Source organism: Isoptericola sp. Y581, assembly GCF_059445475.1.
In genome coordinates, this window is sequence record NZ_JCAIUK010000006.1 from 171,378 (window position 1) to 186,154 (window position 14,777).

17 protein-coding genes and 1 tRNA gene are annotated in these 14,777 nt (G+C 74.4%); 2 read left to right on the plus strand and 16 right to left on the minus strand.

The window, feature by feature from the left end; translation table 11 throughout:
• Positions 1-24 precede the first annotated feature (24 nt).
• Together AC1C2W_RS12965 and AC1C2W_RS12970 are read right to left on the minus strand one after the other, a co-directional pair.
• Positions 25-1,317 carry an aspartate aminotransferase family protein gene (locus AC1C2W_RS12965; RefSeq protein WP_495389637.1) on the minus strand — a complete coding sequence of 431 codons (1,293 nt, stop codon included), beginning with the start codon at positions 1,315-1,317 and terminating at the stop codon, positions 25-27.
• Positions 1,314-2,333 carry a GlxA family transcriptional regulator gene (locus AC1C2W_RS12970; protein ID WP_495389638.1) on the minus strand — a complete coding sequence of 340 codons (1,020 nt, stop codon included), beginning with the start codon at positions 2,331-2,333 and terminating at the stop codon, positions 1,314-1,316. The genes AC1C2W_RS12965 and AC1C2W_RS12970 overlap by 4 nt, the downstream gene beginning before the upstream one ends.
• Before the next feature lie 110 nt (positions 2,334-2,443).
• On the opposite strand from AC1C2W_RS12970, the gene AC1C2W_RS12975 reads away from it, so the two are divergent.
• Positions 2,444-3,274, plus strand: a complete 831-nt coding sequence (locus AC1C2W_RS12975; RefSeq protein WP_495413288.1) for an NAD(P)H-dependent oxidoreductase — start codon at positions 2,444-2,446, stop codon at positions 3,272-3,274.
• Here AC1C2W_RS12975 and AC1C2W_RS12980 read toward each other — a convergent pair.
• From AC1C2W_RS12980 to rplU, 14 genes are all read right to left on the minus strand, one after another.
• Positions 3,226-4,458 (minus strand): MFS transporter, encoded by a 1,233-nt coding sequence (locus tag AC1C2W_RS12980; RefSeq protein ID WP_495413289.1) that lies wholly within the window; start codon positions 4,456-4,458, stop codon positions 3,226-3,228. The genes AC1C2W_RS12975 and AC1C2W_RS12980 overlap by 49 nt on opposite strands.
• Before the next feature lie 65 nt (positions 4,459-4,523).
• Positions 4,524-4,682: a hypothetical protein gene (locus tag AC1C2W_RS12985; protein ID WP_495413290.1), complete on the minus strand. Its 159-nt coding sequence runs from the start codon at positions 4,680-4,682 to the stop codon at positions 4,524-4,526.
• Between the two features lie 265 nt (positions 4,683-4,947).
• A complete protein-coding gene (locus AC1C2W_RS12990; RefSeq protein WP_495413291.1) occupies positions 4,948-5,556 on the minus strand; it encodes a class I SAM-dependent methyltransferase in 609 nt (202 codons plus the stop codon).
• 126 nt (positions 5,557-5,682) lie between these two features.
• A tRNA-Ala gene (locus AC1C2W_RS12995) sits at positions 5,683-5,755 on the minus strand.
• Between the two features lie 91 nt (positions 5,756-5,846).
• Entirely contained in the window at positions 5,847-6,536 is a 690-nt protein-coding gene (locus tag AC1C2W_RS13000; RefSeq protein WP_495413292.1) for a histidine phosphatase family protein, read from the minus strand.
• Positions 6,533-6,979, minus strand: a complete 447-nt coding sequence (rsfS, locus tag AC1C2W_RS13005; protein ID WP_495389643.1) for a ribosome silencing factor — start codon at positions 6,977-6,979, stop codon at positions 6,533-6,535. The genes AC1C2W_RS13000 and rsfS overlap by 4 nt, the downstream gene beginning before the upstream one ends.
• Complete coding sequence (locus tag AC1C2W_RS13010; RefSeq protein ID WP_495413293.1) at positions 6,976-8,097, minus strand: hypothetical protein; 1,122 nt, start codon at positions 8,095-8,097, stop codon at positions 6,976-6,978. Before AC1C2W_RS13010 ends, rsfS begins: the two co-directional genes overlap by 4 nt.
• Positions 8,090-8,707: a nicotinate-nucleotide adenylyltransferase gene (gene nadD, locus AC1C2W_RS13015; RefSeq protein WP_495389645.1), complete on the minus strand. Its 618-nt coding sequence runs from the start codon at positions 8,705-8,707 to the stop codon at positions 8,090-8,092. Before nadD ends, AC1C2W_RS13010 begins: the two co-directional genes overlap by 8 nt.
• Positions 8,708-8,726: 19 nt before the next feature.
• Positions 8,727-8,876 (minus strand): hypothetical protein, encoded by a 150-nt coding sequence (locus tag AC1C2W_RS13020; RefSeq protein WP_495389646.1) that lies wholly within the window; start codon positions 8,874-8,876, stop codon positions 8,727-8,729.
• Positions 8,877-8,992: 116 nt separating this feature from the next.
• Entirely contained in the window at positions 8,993-10,306 is a 1,314-nt protein-coding gene (locus tag AC1C2W_RS13025) for a glutamate-5-semialdehyde dehydrogenase (RefSeq protein ID WP_495413294.1), read from the minus strand.
• Positions 10,307-10,381: 75 nt separating this feature from the next.
• On the minus strand, positions 10,382-11,512 hold the full coding sequence (gene proB / locus AC1C2W_RS13030; RefSeq protein WP_495389648.1) for a glutamate 5-kinase: 1,131 nt from the start codon (positions 11,510-11,512) through the stop codon (positions 10,382-10,384).
• Positions 11,513-11,534: 22 nt separating this feature from the next.
• Positions 11,535-13,052, minus strand: a complete 1,518-nt coding sequence (obgE, locus tag AC1C2W_RS13035; protein ID WP_495413295.1) for a GTPase ObgE — start codon at positions 13,050-13,052, stop codon at positions 11,535-11,537.
• A gap of 109 nt (positions 13,053-13,161) precedes the next feature.
• Positions 13,162-13,419 carry a 50S ribosomal protein L27 gene (gene rpmA, locus AC1C2W_RS13040; RefSeq protein WP_495389650.1) on the minus strand — a complete coding sequence of 86 codons (258 nt, stop codon included), beginning with the start codon at positions 13,417-13,419 and terminating at the stop codon, positions 13,162-13,164.
• Between the two features lie 83 nt (positions 13,420-13,502).
• Complete coding sequence (gene rplU / locus AC1C2W_RS13045; RefSeq protein ID WP_495413296.1) at positions 13,503-13,823, minus strand: 50S ribosomal protein L21; 321 nt, start codon at positions 13,821-13,823, stop codon at positions 13,503-13,505.
• A 313-nt stretch (positions 13,824-14,136) separates the two neighbouring features.
• Here rplU and AC1C2W_RS13050 point away from each other — a divergent pair, with 313 nt between their 5' ends.
• Positions 14,137-14,760 carry a protein-L-isoaspartate O-methyltransferase family protein gene (locus AC1C2W_RS13050; RefSeq protein ID WP_495413297.1) on the plus strand — a complete coding sequence of 208 codons (624 nt, stop codon included), beginning with the start codon at positions 14,137-14,139 and terminating at the stop codon, positions 14,758-14,760.
• The last annotated feature ends 17 nt before the right edge of the window (positions 14,761-14,777 follow it).

Consider the following 14,777-nt stretch of genomic DNA (forward strand, 5'->3'; position numbering starts at 1 on the left):
CGGTGCGTGTTCGGTGCGGGTTCGTCAGATCGTGTCGCGCACCGCCGTGGCGAGGATCCCCAGGCCCTCGGTCAGGTCGTCGTCGGGGATCGTCAGCGGTGGGATGAGCTTGAGCACGCGCCCGCCGCTGCCGCAGGGGCCGATGAGCAGGCCCGTCTCGAAGCAGCGCGTCGCGACCGCCTTCGCCAGCGCGCCGTCCACGACGTCGAGGCCCTGGATCATGCCGCGGCCGCGGACGGCGAAGCCGCGCCCGTCGGATTCGCCGAGCTCGTCAGCCAGGGCTCGCAGCGCGGTCTCCATCTGCTCGGTCTTGGCGCGGACCTCGGTCATGAGCGTGTCGTCGTCGAAGTAGGTGAGCGCCTCGCGCCCGGCGACGAACGACAGCCCCTGCCCGCGGAACGTCCCCGTGTGCTCCCCGGGCGCCCACTGCGCGTCGAGCTCGGGCTTGTTGAGGTTCATGGCCAGCGGGGTGCCGTAGCCGCCGATGCCCTTGGCCAGGCACACGATGTCGGGGTCGAGCCCCATGCCGTCGAAGCTGAAGTAGCTGCCGGTGCGGCCGCAGCCCACCTGGATCTCGTCGATGACGAACAGGGCGCCGACGTCGCGCGCGAGCTGCTGCACGGCCCGCAGCCACTCGGCGCTGGCGACGTTGACGCCGCCCTCGGCCTGGATGGTCTCGACGACGAACGCCGCGGGCGGCAGCAGCCCGCTCGAGACGTCGGCGAGCTGGGCCCGGTACGCCTCGAGCGACGCGAGGCCGCCGCCGGGCGACGTCTCGAACGGCAGCCGGTGCACGTTCTCCAGCGGCACGCCCGCGGCCCGGCGGAAGGCGTCGTTGCCCGTGAGGGCGAGCGAGCCGAGGGTCATGCCGTGGAACCCCTGGGTGAAGGCCACTACCTCGCGGCGGCCGGTGACGCGCCGGGACAGCTTCAGCGCCGCCTCGACCGCGTTGGTCCCGGTGGGGCCCATGAACTGCAGCTTCATCGTCATGCCGCGCGGCTCGAGCACCGTCGCGACGAACGCCGAGATGAAGTCGCGTTTCGTGGTGGTGGCCATGTCGAGGCTGTGCGCGACGCCGTCGGCCTCGAGGAAGGCGATCATCGCCCGTTTCATGCGCGGGTTGTTGTGCCCGAAGTTCAGCACCCCCGCACCCGCGAAGAAGTCGATGTAGCTGCGTCCGGCCTCGTCGACCTGCCGCGCGTTCGACGCCGAGGCGAAGACCGTGGGGTAGGTGCGGCTATAGCCCCGGATCTCTGATTCCCACTTCTCGAAGACCTCCATCTCCAAGATGTAGGTGCCCGGACCGGTCCCCGTCAAGGAACTCGAGGGTGAGCATTCGTCACGTTCTGATTTCGCGCGCCCGGCCCGAACGTCGACCGGTAGGCGGCGGGTGCCACGCCCAGCGTCCGGGCGAAGTGCTGGCGCAGCGATGCGCCGGTCCCGAACCCTGCGCGGCGGGCGACCGCGTCGACCGTCAGGTCGGTGCGTTCCAGGAGGTCACGGGCCCGGAGCAGGCGCTGCTGCGCGATCCAGGCCCCCGGCGAGAGCCCCACCTCCCGGCGGAACCGACGGGTGAAGGTGCGCGGGCTCATCGCGGCGTGCCGGGCGAGCTCCGCCAGGGTCAGCGCCCCCTCCAGGTGCTGCAGCGCCCAGGCCCGTGCCTCGGCCGTCGCCTCCCCGCCCGGCTCCGGCACCGGGAGGTCCACGTACTGCGCCTGGCCGCCGTCGCGGAACGGCGGGACGACGGTGCGGCGCGCCACCTCGTTCGCGACCGCGGCGCCGTGGTCGGAGCGGATCAGGTGGAGGCACAGGTCGATGCCCGCAGCCTCGCCCGCGGAGGTGAAGACCCGCCCGTCCTCGGTGAACAGCACGTCGGGGTCGAGGAGGACCCGGGGGAAGCTCCGACGGAACCGCTCGGCCGACAGCCAGTGCGTCGTCGCGCGCCGGCCCTCCAGCAGCCCGGCCCGGGCGAGGACGAACGCCCCCGTGCAGATCGACACGATCCTCGTGCCCGGCGAGAGGGCTTCGAGCAGCGCGACCGCCGCGTCGGGGGCCGGGTCATCGGCGTCGTCCAGCTCGTGCGACGCCGGCACCACCACGGTGTCCGCCGTCGCGAGCAGCTCGGGGCCGTGCGCGACCTCGACGGCGAAGTCCGCGTCCGTCCGCACCGTGCCGGGGGCGGCGGCGCAGGTGCGCACGTCGTAGAGCGGCCCGCCGTCCGGGCCGCGCGCCACGCCGAAGAGCTGGTGCACCGCGCCGAGCTCCAGCGGCATGACGCCGTCGCGCACGAGGACCGCGACCAGGTGCCTACGCGATCGGGTTGTCGTCGGCATGGCCCAATCCTTGCACAAGGTGGCAATCAGGCCACTGGTCGCTCGTGGCCGGGCCGGGCAGCCTGAGCATGACGGTCCGACCGGCGGGCCCGACGAGAGGAGCACGGGCGATGAAGGTCCTGTGGGTGCTCGCCCACCCGGAGCGGCGTTCCCTCACGGCGCGGCTGCGCGACGAGGGGGTCCGGGCGCTGCTCGGGGCCGGGCACGAGGTGGTCCAGTCGGACCTGTACGCGATGGGCTGGAACCCCGTGGTCACCGCGGCGGACTTCGGCACGGAGGCGTGCCCCGACGACCGGCTCGAGGTCGCCGCCGCGTCGGAGAGGGCGCTGCGCCGCGGCGCCCTCGCCCCCGACATCCGGGCCGAGCACGCCAAGCTCGCCTGGGCCGACACGGTGGTGCTGCAGTTCCCCCTGTGGTGGCACGGCACACCCGCCATCCTCAAGGGCTGGCTCGACCGCGTGTTGGTGCAGGGCTACGCGTACGGCGTCCGCGACGCCCCGACGGGCCGCACCCGGCGCTACGGCGACGGCGTGCTGGCGGGTCGGCGCGCGCTGGCGGTCGTGACCGTGGGTGCGGGCACCGGGCTCGGGCCGCGCGGACTGCACGGCGACCTCACCGAGGTGCTGTTCCCGCTGCTGCACGGCACCTTCTGGTACACGGGGATGCAGGTGGCCGAGCCGGTCCTGGTGCCCGGCGCGAACCGGGTCGACGACGCGCGCTACGCCACGATCGTCGACGGGCTGCGCCAGCGGCTGCTCGCCCTGCCCGACGGCCCGGACGTGCCCTACCGGAGCCAGGACGGCGGGGACTACGACGCGCGCGGCGAGCTGCGGGTGGACGTCGCGCCCGGGCGCTCGGGCCTCGGCGTGCATCGCTCGGCGCGCACCGCGCGTCAGCCCGACCTGCGGCGGCGCCGCACGAGGTTCGCGAGCGGTGAGTAGCGCGGCACCCACCGTGCCAGCGCGCCGGCGGACCCGGCGCCGAGGGCGGCCGTCGCCCACACCCCCGCCGCGAGCGACCCGAGCGCCGCCCCCGCGGACAGGACCAGCGGCCCGAGCGCGTCGCCCGTGTCCTGGAAGAGGCGCCACACGCTGAGGAAGATGGGCCGCGTGTCGGCGGGCGCGACGTCCGCGCCGAGCGTCATGACGATGCCCGAGCCCATGCCGTTGCCCACGCCCAGCACCGCCGCCACCACGGTGACGCCCGCGATCGTGTGCGCGAAGGGCAGCAGCGCGAGCCCGGCCGCCATCGTGAGCATCGACGGCACCGCCACCCACAGCCGCCCGAACCGGTCCATCACCTTGCCCGCCGGGTAGAAGAGCAGCATGTCGAGTGCCCCCGAGACGCCGAAGATCAGGGACGTCACCTCGGCGTCGAATCCGAGGTGCTCGCCCCACAGCGGGATGACGGTCTGGCGCGCGCCGCGCACCGCACTCACGAGAAGGATCGCCACCCCGAGCGACGCAAACAGGCGCCGGTGCTCGCGTGCCACGCTCACGATCGACACGCGCGGCGGGCGCCCGCCCTCGCGGCGTGCGTCCGCGGCGACGTCCGCCCGTTCCTCCGGGCGCACGACCACGAGCACCAGCACCGCGAGCAGCGCGGCGACGGTGCCGAGCCAGAACGCGCCGCGCAGGGAGGTCGCCGCGATGACCGCGGCCCCGGCGAACGGGCCGAGGAACAGGCCGATGCGGTGCACCCCGGCGAGCGTCGACAGGACGCGCGCCCGCCGCAGAGGCGGGGTGATCTCGGTGAGGTACGCCTGCCGCGCAAGGTTGAAGACGGCGTTCGACGCGCCCAGCGCGAAGACGCCGGCCGCGAGCCCCCACAGCGCGGAGGTGAGCGCCACGGTCGTGAACGCCATGGCAGCGACGGTGCCCGCGAGCAGCATCGCCGTCCGGTCCCCGAGCCGCTGGGCGAGCGCGCCCGCCGGGAGATCGAAGGCGATCTTGCCGATCGGCAACAGTGCGGCCACGAGGCCGGCGACGGTGAGGCTGGCGCCGCGGCCCGTGGCGGTGACCGCCACGACCGGCAGCATCGCGCCGATGCCGATCTCGAGCACGAGGGTGGGGAGGAACGCACCCAGGACGACGCTGCGCAGCGGGAACAGGGGCGAGGACGGCACGCACCATTCCTACCGCACCGGCCCCGTCGCGCCCGCACCGTCTCGCGATCGTCTCCGGTCGATCGTCACGGGTGATCGGCGGGGTCGGGCAGGCCCACCGTGACGGTCCGGCCGCCGGGGGCGCGAGGGTCGTCGTCCGGGTCCACCCACATGTCCGCGTAGACGGTCGCCCGCGTCCACCGGGACGTCGTCCGGGTGGCGGGCCGCGTCGTCGGGGCGCTCACGGCGGCTGAGCGGCGACCGCGGCGCTTCAGCGCGGAGGAGGTGGCGGTCGTCGACTCGATCGGCGCCCACGCCGCCGTCGCGCTGGACAACTCGATGCGGTTCGCCCAGATGGAGCGCGTCGCCGAGGACCTCGGGCACCGCGAGGCGCCGCGGCGCCGCGGAGCTGGCGCTCGTCGCGTAGGCGCTGGATCTCGACCGGCGCCTCCCCGAGGCGGTGACGGTCGCGCGCGACGTGCGGCACGTGCTCGCACGAGCGCGACGGGCTCACGCGCGCCGGGTCGTGAGGAGCAGCGCGGGCAGGCGGGCCTCCTCGTCCTGCGGGCGCGCCAAGATCGCGGCGTCCGCGACCTGGGTCGCCGTCCACTCCGAAGCCGGGAACGCGTCCCGCAGCGTGTCGGTGGTCTGGCCCCAGCCGAGCCCGGCGTCCACGGACATCGCCAGCACGGCGACGAGCGCGCCCGAGTCGCAGATCGCCGCCAGCCCGGCCACGTAGTCGCGGCGGCCGGCCTCGTCGAGGGTGTGCAGGAGGCCGGAGTCCAGGACCGTCCCGGGCCGCAGGTCGAGCCGGTCGAGGCGCCGGGCGTCGGCCACCTCGAAGCTCACCGATCCCGGCGGTTCGAGGATCGCCCCCGCGGCCCGCTCGCGGGCACGGGAGATCCCGTGCGACGACGCGTCGAACCCGACGACGCGGTGCCCCATCCGCGCGACGGCGATCGCCAGGACGCCCGTCCCGCACCCGGCGTCGAGCACGGGGTCGGCCAGCACGGACCGGTGCACCAGCGCGAGCAGCGCCGGCTGCGGTCGCCCGATCTCCCACGGCGGCGGGACGTCCCCGGCGTACAGGGCGTCGAAGTCGTGCTCCTGCCAGGCCATCCGGGCGCCTCCTCGCACCCGAGTCTGCGCGGCCCCGCGTCACCCGCACGCCGAGCCGGCCGAGCCCCGGGAACGACGAAGGCCCTGCTCCGCGCAGAACGCGGACCAGGGCCTTCTCTCTCAGGGTGGAGCTGAGGGGATTCGAACCCCTGACCCCCTGCATGCCATGCAGGTGCGCTACCAGCTGCGCCACAGCCCCGAGAACCGACTCTCGCGGCCGCGGAACGGCCGGGCGATTCGATTGATTCGGTGGATTCCGCCGGGCCCAAACCCGTTGGAACGTCGATATCTTAGGCAGACTTCGGGCCAGGTTCCAAATTCCAGTCCGGGCCCGCCTGCCACTGATCCAGGGGATATCCGGCGCCCACGTTGTGCGCCACGAGGCGCCACGCCGGCACCGCGCCCTCCCCCGCCCGGTGCAGGTGCGACCAGTGCACGTTGTGCATGCCCGCCAGGCCGCGCCAGGACGCCGGGTCCAGACCGAGCAGGGCCGTGACGGTCAGCGAGATCGCCGCGCCGTGCGAGACGACGACGAGCGTGTCGTCCTCCGCCAGCTCCTCCGCCAGCCCCGTGACCGCCCCGGCCATGCGCTCCGCGACGGCAGCCTTCGACTCGGCGCCCGCGCCCACGGGCTCGGCGCCGAGGCGCCAGGCCGCGTACTCGTCGGGCCAGCCTTCCTTGATCTCCTCGGCGAGGAGGCCCTCCCACGCGCCGAAGCCGCGCTCGCGCAGCCGGGCGTCGGTGTGCACCGGGGCACCTCCGAGCGCGTCCGCGTAGGCGGTCGCCGTCTCGACGGCCCGGCCCAGGTCGGAGGACACGATGCGCGTCGCACGGTGGGACGACGCGAGGGCGGCCCCGCCCTCGGTCGCCTGCCAGCGGCCGACGTCGTCGAGCGGGATGTCGATCTGCCCCTGCAGGCGGAGCGACGCGTTGTACGCGGTGCGCGCGTGGCGCAGGAGGACGACGGTGCCAGCCGTCACAGGTCGTCGCCGGCCAGGCGGATCGCGCCGTCGCCGGTTCCGTCGCCGAACTCGGCGGCGGCCGCCGCGCCGTCGCCGCCGCGGGCGTCCTCCGGCAGATCGACGGTCGGGCAGTCCTTCCACAGCCGCTCGAGCGCGTAGTACACGCGGTCCTCGGCGTGCTGCACGTGCACCACCACGTCGCCGAAGTCGAGCAGCACCCACCGCGCCTGGGACTTGCCCTCGCGGCGGATCGGCTTCGCGCCCGCCTTGATCATCGCCTCCTCGACCGCGTCCACGATCGCCGAGACCTGCCGCTCGTTGGTGCCGGACGCGATGAGGAAGACGTCCGTCAGCACGAGCTGCTCGCTCACGTCGAGCGCGATGATCTCCTGGGCCTTGCGGTCTGACGCGGCCCTGGCGGCGATGACCGCCAGCTCGACGGCGCGGGGGGTTGCGGTCATTCAATGGCTCCGAGCTGCTCGTGCGTGAGCGTGAGAGTGGGCGCGGCGGGGGCCGCGTCGGTGGTGAAGTCCTGGTCGTCCGGACCGTCGAGCAGCAGCTTCCACAGCAGCAGGCCCAGGACGAAGGCGACGACGACGAGCACGATGTAGTGCAGCCAGGTGTACGACGCCTCCGGCTCGTCCCAGTCCTCCTCGTCGTCCTCGTCGACGGCAGGGCCGACCGGCGCCGCCGAGCGCGCCCGGACCGGCTGCTCCGACGCCACCAGGGCGTCGAACGGCGACGCCGCCGGGCGGGTCGGCGCGGCGGTCGCCGCGGCCGCGCCCGAGGCGGAGCGGACGGGAGGGACGGATGCCGGGCGGTCGACCGTGGTGCTCGCCCACGGCAGCGCGGGCGCCGACGAGGCGGGCGCCGAGGCGCTCGGACCCGCGAACGCGGCCGGGGCCGCAGGTGCCGGGGCGGCGGCGGGCGTCCTGCCGAACGGCGACTCGGCGCCGGGCGTCGTGAAGGGCGAGCGCCGCGTCGGGCCGTCCGGGCGGGGTGCCACGGTGGCCGGCGGCGTCGCCGCGGGCGGGGTCGCGGCGCCGCCCGGCGGCGTGGCCAGCGGGGGCAGCGACGTGCCCGTGCCGGTGGCGTCGAAGCTGCGTCGCGACGAGCTCCGCGTCGGCGCCTGGGGTGCCGGGGACGGCGGCGCGCTGGGCGCGGCCGGGCGGGCGTACGGCGCGGGAGCCACGGCCCGGGACATCTCGCCCGTGGGGCGCTGGATCGGGGCCAGGCGACCGGTCTCGTCGAGCCCACGGAACCCAGCCGAGGCCGACGGCGGCCGCACCATCGGAGCGGGAGCCGGGGACGGGGCCCCGGGGCTCTGCTCCCGGAGCGACCGTCGCGACGGGGCGCTCGTCCCCGGCGCGGCGAACCGGGAGGAGGCCGGCGCGGCGGACGACGTGTCGGCCGGGCCGAACGCGGGCCCCGAAGAGGCGGGCCGCGCATAGCCGGCGGCCGGCGGGCCGCCGGGGGGCGGCGCGGCGGGCGCGCCTCCCTGGGCGGCAGCGGCGGCCGCCTGCTCCCGCTCGCGGATCTCGCGGCGGGTCAGCGGGCGGGACGGGTTGTTGTCACTCATCGAGACCTCGATACAGACCGTGCTTGGCGATGTATTGGACCACTCCGTCCGGCACCAGGTACCACACCGGGTGGCCGCCCTGCGCCCGTCGACGGCAGTCGCTCGACGAGATCGCCAGCGCCGGAACCTCCAGCGTCGTGACCCCGTCGTGGGGCAGGCCGTCCACCATGAGCTGGTGCCCTGGCCGCGTGACAGCCACGAAGTGTGCCATCTCCCAGAGGTGGGCGGCATCCTTCCAGGTCAGGATCTGCTCGATCGCGTCGGCGCCGCTGATGAAGAACAGGTCGGCGTCGGGGCGCTCGTCGTGCAGGTCCCGCAGCGTGTCGACGGTGTACGTGAGACCTGGCCGGTCGATGTCGACACGGCTCACCGTGAACCGGGGGTTCGACGCCGTCGCGATCACCGTCATCAGGTAGCGGTGCTCTGCCGGGGACACGTGCTGGTGCTGCTTGAACGTCGGCTTCCCGGTGGGGACGAAGACGACCTCGTCGAGGTCGAGCAGTGCCGCCGCCTCGCTGGCGGCGACCAGGTGCCCGTGGTGGACGGGGTCGAACGTTCCGCCCATCACCCCCAGGCGCGGACGACGCGGCTGCGACGACGGCTTGTTCACGCTGGCCGGACGGCGGTCGTCAGTGGCGGTTGGACACGTTGCGGAAGGCGTACGTCACCACGAGCGCGGCGACGAGGCCACCGAAGGCGAGGAGTCCCATCGCGATCGGGGAGATCGTCTCGGCGTGCTCGGTGGCCTCCTGGGCCACCTGGACGGCGGTGTGCAGCACGGGTTCCTCCTGTGCGTGGTGTGCGGCGGGGTGCGGTCGGGGGTCAGTCTCTCACGCAGGGCGCGCGAGCCGGACGGGCATCATGGTGGTCGTCGTAGTGATCGTCGTAGAGGCCGTCATGCCCGTACGTGCCCGTCGCCGTGCACGACCCACTTGGTGGTGGTCAGCTCGGCCAGGCCCATCGGCCCGCGCGCGTGCAGCTTCTGGGTGGAGATGCCGATCTCGGCGCCCAGGCCGAGCTGGCCGCCGTCGGTGAAGCGGGTCGAGGCGTTGACCATGACGGCCGCCGAGTCGACCTCGGCGACGAACCGCTCGGAGGCGGCGAGGTCGCGGGTGAGGATCGCCTCGGTGTGCCCCGACGACCAGGTGCGGATGTGCTCGATCGCCTCGTCGAGCGAGTCCACGACGCGCACCGCGAGCTCCAGCGCGAGGTACTCCGTGGCCCAGTCGGCGTCGGTCGCGGGGAGCACCTCGACGGCCTCGGGCGCGAGCGCCGCCGCGCGCGCGTCGCCGTGCAGCACCACCCCCGCTCCCCCGAGGGCGGCGAGGGCCGCGGGCAGGAAGGCGTCGGCAGCGTCGGCGTGCACCAGCAGCGTCTCGGCCGCGTTGCACACCCCGACGCGCTGCGTCTTGGCGTTCATGACGATCTCGACCGCCTCGGCGACGTCGGCCGTGGCATCCACGTAGACGTGCACGTTGCCCACGCCGGTCTCGATGACCGGGACGGTCGAGGACTCGACGACGGTGCGGATGAGGTCCGCCCCGCCGCGCGGCACCAGCACGTCCACGAGCCCGCGCGCCTGCATGAGCGCGACGCCGCCCGGGCGCCCGTACGCGTCGATCGTCTGCACGAGGTCGGCGGGCAGCGCCCGCGCCTCCAGCGCCCGGCGCAGCACGTCCACGATCACGGCGTTGGACGACGCCGCGGCGCTGCCCCCGCGCAGGATGACGGCGTTGCCGGACTTGAGCGCGAGGCCCGCCGCGTCCACGGTCACGTTGGGACGCGCCTCGTAGATCATCCCGACCACGCCCATCGGCACGCGCAGCTGGCGCAGCCGCAGACCGTTCGGCAGCGTCTGGCCGCGCACCACCTCGCCTACCGGGTCCGGCAGGCCCGCGAGCTCCCGCAGCGCGTCGGCGATCGCGCCCACGCGCCCCGGGGTGAGCGCGAGCCGGTCGAGCAGGCCGTCCGAGAGGCCGTGCGACCGGCCCCGGGCGACGTCGGCGCCGTTCGCCGTGACGATCCGGTCGGCGTGCTCCTCCAGCGCGGCCGCGAGCGCCAACAGGGCCGCGTCCTTGGTGGCGCGGGTGGCCGTGGCGAGCGTCCGGGACGCGACCTTGGCCCGCTGCGCGACGTCGTGCACGGCGGCCGCGACATCGGCGCCTCCCGAGCTCCCGGCGGCCTGATCCTCCGTGAGGGTCGTGGTCATCCCCCGAGAGTACGACGCTGCGGCGCGCAGCGGCAGACCCCTCTCACCAGGAGGGACGGGGCCGGCAGCCGCCGCTCAGCGGCCGGGCCCGAGCACCAGGTCGTCGCGGTGCACGAGCACGCGGTCATAGCCCTCCCCCAGCTCGGCGCGCAGGTCGAACGTCGAGCGGCCCAACAGCGCGGGCAGCTCGGTGGAGTCGAACGCGACGAGCCCGCGCGCCACGACGGTCCCGTCCGGGCCCACCAGGTCCACGGGGTCGCCGGCGTCGAAGGCGCCCTCGACCCGGGTGACGCCCGCGGGCAGCAGCGACGCGCGGCCGCCGAGCACCGCCCGCACCGCACCGTCGTCCAGGTGCAGCCGTCCCCGCGTGCGGGCGGCGTGCGCGATCCAGAGCCGGCGGGCCGACGTGCGGCGCCCCGTCGCGGCGAAGAAGGTCCCGACGTCCTCGCCGGCCAGCGCCTGACGCACCCGGGAGGCGCTGGTGAGGACCACCGGCACCCCGGCGCCGGTCGCGATCCGCACGGACTCGAGCTTGGTCACCATGCCGCCCGTGCCGATGGCGCTGCCGCGCGCCGTGACCTCGACGTCGGCCACCTCGGCGAGGTCGGCCACGTGCGCGATCCGGCGCGCGCCGGGCCGTGACGGGGGCGCGTCGTGCAGGCCGTCCACGTCGGTGAGCAGCACCATCGCGTCGGCGCCCACCAGGTGGGACACCAGCGCGGCGAGGCGGTCGTTGTCGCCGAACTTCAGCTCGTCGGTCGTCACGGCGTCGTTCTCGTTGACCACCGGCACGACGCCGAGCGCGAGGAGGCGCTCGAGCGAGCGCTGCGCGTTGCGGTAGCGCCAGCGGCGCACCGTGTCCTCCGCGGTGAGCAGCACCTGGCCCACCTTGAGGCCGTGCCGCGCGAACGCCTCGGTGTACCGGGCCACGAGCTGCCCCTGGCCGAGCATCGCCGCGGCCTGCATGGTCGCGAGGTCGCGCGGCCGGGCGGCGAGACCCAGCGGCCCGATGCCCGCGGAGATCGCGCCCGACGTGACGAGCACGACCTGCCCGCCGGCGGCCACGCGGTCCGCGAGGACGTCGACCAGGGTGCGCAGCGCCGCCACGTCGAGGTGGCCGTCCGGCCCGGTGAGCGACGACGACCCGATCTTGACGACGACGCGGTGCGCCGACGGGACGCTGGCGCGGGAGGTGGCGACGTTCACGTCCCCATCATCGCTGGTGGCGTCAGTCGGCGTCCGGGTCGGTCCAGTGGCCGGACTCGCGCTCGGTCCACAGCTCGCGCCGCGCCTCGGTCTTGGCGTCCATGCGCTCGGTGAACTCGCGACGCCGCTCGGAGCGCGTCGGTCGCGGGCTCTCATCGAGTCGCAGGTCGGTGCCGCGGACGCCGAGCAGCTCGGGCCCTGTGGTGAACGTGGGCTCCCAGTCGAAGACGACGGCGTTGCGCGGGTCGCCGATGCGCACCTCGTCGCCCGCCACGGCGCCGGCCTTGAGGAGCTTGTCCTCGACCCCCAGCTTGGCGAGCCGGTCCGACAGGAACCCGACGGCCTCGTCGTTGTTGAAGTCCGTCTGGCGCACCCAGCGCTCTGGCTTGGATCCGCGCACCTCGAAGTAGGTGCCCTCGTGCTCCCGCTTCGCCGTGACCGTGAAGCCGGCCTCGTCGACCCCGCGCGGGCGCAGGACGGTGCGCGCAGGCTCCGGCTTCGGCGCCGCGGCGCGGGCCTTCTCGACCAGCTCGCCGAGCGCGAACGTCAGCGGGCGCAGCCCCTCGTGCGTGGCGGTCGAGATCTCGAAGACCTGCAGCCCGCGGGCCTCGAGGTCCGCGCGCACCATCTCGGCGAGCTCGCGCGCCTCCGGCACGTCGATCTTGTTCAGCACGACGAGGCGCGGGCGCTCCGCGAGCGGCACGCGGCCGCCCTCGATGCCCAGGTCGCCCGCGTAGGCGGCGAGCTCGGCCTCGATGACGTCCAGGTCGCTGACCGGGTCTCGGCCAGGCTCGAGGGTGGCGCAGTCGAGCACGTGCACGATGACGGCGGTGCGCTCGACGTGCCGCAGGAACTCCAGGCCGAGGCCCTTGCCCTCGCTGGCGCCCGGGATCAGCCCGGGGACGTCCGCCACGGTGTACCGCGTGTCGCCTGCCTGCACGACGCCGAGGTTGGGGATGAGCGTCGTGAACGGGTAGTCGGCGATCTTGGGCCGCGCGGCCGAGATCGCCGCGACCAGCGACGACTTCCCGGCGCTCGGGAACCCGACGAGGGCGGCGTCGGCGATCGACTTGAGCTCGAGGACGACGTCGCGCTCATCGCCCGGCTCGCCGAGCAGCGCGAAGCCCGGGGCCTTGCGCCGCGGGGATGCCAGCGCCCGGTTGCCGAGTCCGCCGCGCCCGCCCTGCGCGACCATGAACTCCGCGCCCGCGCCCACGAGGTCCATGAGCACCTCGCCGTCGCGGTCCTTCACGACCGTGCCGTCCGGGACGCGCAGGATGAGGTCCTCACCCTTGGCGCCGTCCCGGTCGTCGCCCATGCCCTGGGTGCCGTTGGTGCCATGTCGGTGCGGCGAGTGGTGGTACTCGAGCAGCGTCGTCGTCTGCGGGTCGACGACGAGCTTCACGCTGCCGCCGTCGCCGCCGTTGCCCCCGTCGGGGCCGGCGAGCGGCTTGAACTTCTCGCGGCGGATCGACGCGACGCCGTGCCCACCGTCACCGCCTGAGGCGTGCAGCACCACGCGATCGACGAAGCTGGCCATGTCAGATCCTCTCAGGCAAGCGACGAGGGGCGCACCGCGACGGTGCGCCCCTCGTCGTGGACTCGGGTGAGTCGAAAAACTCGGGCGAGTCGAAGTACTTCGGTGAGGTTCAGACCTCGGCCGAGACGATGTCGATGACCTTGCGGCCGCGACGCGTCGCGAAGGCGACCGAGCCCGCCTGCAGGGCGAACAGCGTGTCGTCGCCGCCACGGCCGACGTTCTCGCCGGGGTGGAAGTGCGTGCCGCGCTGGCGGACGATGATCTCGCCGGCCTTCACGACCTGGCCGCCGAAACGCTTGACGCCGAGGCGCTGGGAGTTCGAGTCACGACCGTTGCGCGAGGAGCTCGCGCCCTTCTTGTGTGCCATCTTTCAGACCTGCTTTCTGCGAAGAACGAGGGATCAGTACCGCGGGCCGTGCTGCGGGATGTCGCGCTCGGCCCGACGGGAAGTCACTTGATGCCGGTGACCCTGAGACGGGACAGCGGCTGGCGGTGACCCTGGCGCTTGCGGTAGCCGGTCTTGTTCTTGTACTTGAGGATCGTGATCTTGGGACCCTTCTCGTCCCGCACGACCTCGGCGGTGACCTTGACCTTCGCCAGCTTCTCGGCGTCGGTGGTCACCTTCTCCCCGTCCACCAGCAGCAGAGCCGGCAGCTCCACCATGTCGCCGGCCTGGGCCTTGACCCGGTTCATGACGACGATGTCCCCGACGGACACCTTCTCCTGTCGGCCACCGGCCTTGACGATCGCGTACACCACGTTGCTGCTCATCTCTCCTGGTCTGGGCATGCCGCACGACGTTCGTCACCGACTTCGTCTGCAACTCGGCCCGCCGCGGCGGTCGAGTGCGGTGCGTCCTGGGCATACGGGACTGGCACACCGAGGGCGCGCCAGCGTCCAAGACTACGCGACGAGGCGAGCCGGTTCAAACCCTCCCCGGGCGACGGGACCGTGACATGGCCCACCGACCGAGGGCAGGTGCTCGATCACGGTCCGGCGATGTTCCGCATCGTCGCCCTCTCGCGGGGTCCCTCGATCCTCGCCCCGCCCGGTGCCGCCCGCGCGGAGGGGACACGATGGGGGCATGACGGGACGCAGACGGTCTGCCGGCCTGCCGACGGGCGCCGGCGGCGTCGCCGACGTCGTGGCCGCCTCGCTGCACGACGTCGACCGGCGCGGGTTCCTGCCGCGCGGCGGGGTGCGTTGGGCTACCGACGACCGGCCGATCGAGATCGGCCACGGCCAGACCTGCTCGCAGCCCTCGACGGTCGCGGCGATGCTCCGGCTGCTGTCCGTGCCGGCCGACGCGCACGTCCTCGACGTCGGCGCGGGCTCCGGCTGGACGACGGCGCTGCTCGCCCGGCTGGTCGGCCCGGGCGGGGAGGTGCTCGGCCTGGAACGGCATGCCGACATCGCCGCCTGGGGCGCGGCGAACGTGCTGCGCACCGGGATGACGTGGGCCCGCGTCGAGCCCGCCGTGCCGGGAGTGCTCGGCGCACCACGGCCCGGCGGCTGGGACCGCGTCCTGGTGTCGGCGGCGGCCACGAGGCTGCCGGGCGACCTCGTGGACCAGGTGGCGCCCGGCGGCCGCATGGTGGTCCCCGTGCGCCACGTCATGCTGCTCGTGACCCGTGACCACCACGGCGCCGTGCGCACCTCGGAGCACGGCGCCTACACGTTCGTCCCGCTCGTGGAGGACGAGGCCTGAGCGGCGCAGCACCAGGT

Excerpts from the sequence above, each read along its gene's own strand:
- AC1C2W_RS13025 (WP_495413294.1), bottom strand. The coding sequence starts at position 10,306 with ATGACCACGACCCTCACGGAGGATCAGGCCGCCGGGAGCTCGGGAGGC.
- rsfS (WP_495389643.1), bottom strand. The coding sequence starts at position 6,979 with ATGACCGCAACCCCCCGCGCCGTCGAGCTGGCGGTCATCGCCGCCAGG.
- rpmA (WP_495389650.1), bottom strand. The coding sequence starts at position 13,419 with ATGGCACACAAGAAGGGCGCGAGCTCCTCGCGCAACGGTCGTGACTCG.
- AC1C2W_RS13010 (WP_495413293.1), bottom strand. The coding sequence starts at position 8,097 with ATGAGTGACAACAACCCGTCCCGCCCGCTGACCCGCCGCGAGATCCGC.
- AC1C2W_RS12975 (WP_495413288.1), top strand. The coding sequence starts at position 2,444 with ATGAAGGTCCTGTGGGTGCTCGCCCACCCGGAGCGGCGTTCCCTCACG.
- rplU (WP_495413296.1), bottom strand. The coding sequence starts at position 13,823 with ATGAGCAGCAACGTGGTGTACGCGATCGTCAAGGCCGGTGGCCGACAG.
- AC1C2W_RS12990 (WP_495413291.1), bottom strand. The coding sequence starts at position 5,556 with ATGGCCTGGCAGGAGCACGACTTCGACGCCCTGTACGCCGGGGACGTC.
- obgE (WP_495413295.1), bottom strand. The coding sequence starts at position 13,052 with ATGGCCAGCTTCGTCGATCGCGTGGTGCTGCACGCCTCAGGCGGTGAC.
- AC1C2W_RS12970 (WP_495389638.1), bottom strand. The coding sequence starts at position 2,333 with ATGCCGACGACAACCCGATCGCGTAGGCACCTGGTCGCGGTCCTCGTG.
- AC1C2W_RS13050 (WP_495413297.1), top strand. The coding sequence starts at position 14,137 with ATGACGGGACGCAGACGGTCTGCCGGCCTGCCGACGGGCGCCGGCGGC.